The sequence below is a fragment of the Streptomyces sp. NPDC086766 genome (genome assembly GCF_044746005.1).
In the GTDB taxonomy this organism is placed as follows: domain Bacteria; phylum Actinomycetota; class Actinomycetes; order Streptomycetales; family Streptomycetaceae; genus Streptomyces.
This window is the reverse complement of record NZ_JBIVBI010000065.1, coordinates 1-1,148: the sequence shown is the minus strand read 5'-3', so window position 1 is coordinate 1,148 and position 1,148 is coordinate 1. Positions and strand designations below refer to the sequence as shown.

General features: G+C 67.5%; 2 protein-coding genes. Both read left to right on the top strand.

All coding sequences use genetic code 11. From position 1 onward, the window contains the following. Nucleotides 1–64 precede the first annotated feature (64 nt). Entirely contained in the window at nt 65–604 is a 540-nt protein-coding gene (locus ACIPM1_RS33860; RefSeq protein WP_402441215.1) for a winged helix-turn-helix domain-containing protein, read from the top strand. Continuing rightward, nucleotides 601–1,137, top strand: a complete 537-nt coding sequence (locus ACIPM1_RS33855; protein ID WP_402441214.1) for a transposase — start codon at nt 601–603, stop codon at nt 1,135–1,137. The genes ACIPM1_RS33860 and ACIPM1_RS33855 overlap by 4 nt, the downstream gene beginning before the upstream one ends. Nucleotides 1,138–1,148 lie beyond the last annotated feature (11 nt).

Sequence of the window (1,148 nt, the reverse complement as noted above, 5' to 3'; positions counted from 1 at the left end):
TACTGAGGTTTTCGGGTTGTCGTCGGGTGGTGACGGTTCATGATCCCTGCGGTATGCCGGTGGGGTGAGGTATCCGGAGGGTGGGGGCCTGACCGCTGAGCGGCGGGCGTTTCGTGAGGGGATCCGGCTTCAGGCCGGTGAGCGGTTCGCGGCGGGTGAGAAGACCGCGGTGATCGCGAAGGACCTGCGGGTGAGCGTGCGGTCGGTGGAACGCTGGCGCCGTGCCTGGCGCGAGGGCGGCATGGAGGCCCTGCGCTCGGCGGGTCCGGCGAACGCCCCGACCGTCACCGACGCCCAGTTCGCGGTGTTGGAAGAGGAACTCGGCAAGGGACCGGCAGCTCACGGTTTCGATGACCAACGGTGGACCTTGGTCCGGGTTCAGACGGTGATCCGCAGGCAGCTGCGGGTGAGTCTGTCGGTGGCGACGGTGTGGCGGCTGCTGAAACGGCACGGCTGGTCCTGGCAGGCCCCTGCCCGCAGAGCACTCGAGCGTGACGAGCATGCCGTGGAGCTCTGGAAGAAGGAGGTGTGGCCCCAGGTAAAAGGCTCGCGGCGGCCTGCGAGGCATGGATTGTCTTCGAGGACGAAGCCGGGTTCTCGATGACGCCGCCCCTTGGCCGCACCTGGGGCCGGCGCGGACACACTCCCGTCGTCCGCGTGCGTGGCCGCTCCCGCCGCCGGACCTCGGTCGCCGCACTGTGCTGCTACAAACCCGGCGAGAAGAGCCGTCTCATCCACCGTCCCCGCACCCATCTCCTGCTCAAGGGCGCACGCAAGAGCTTCTCCTGGAAGGACTACCGGGATCTGCTGGTGCGGGCACACATCCAGCTCGGCGGCCCGATCGTGGTGGTCTGGGACAATCTCAACACCCACCTGGCCGCCGGGCTGAAACGGTACGAGGCCGAGCACGACTGGCTCACCACCGTCCGGCTTCCGTCGTATGCGCCCGACCTGAATCCCGTCGAGGCCGTCTGGTCACTCGTGCGCAGAACGATGGCCAACACCGCCTTCGACACACCCGACGACCTCGACTGCAAACTCCGCCACGAGTTACGCAGAATCCAACTCCGGCCCCGCCTGATCGACGGCTGCCTCACCGCCACCGGCCTGACTATCAACCCACCGACCCCACGCTGAAAACCTCAGTA

Excerpts from the sequence above, each read along its gene's own strand:
- ACIPM1_RS33855 (WP_402441214.1), top strand. The coding sequence starts at position 601 with ATGACGCCGCCCCTTGGCCGCACCTGGGGCCGGCGCGGACACACTCCC.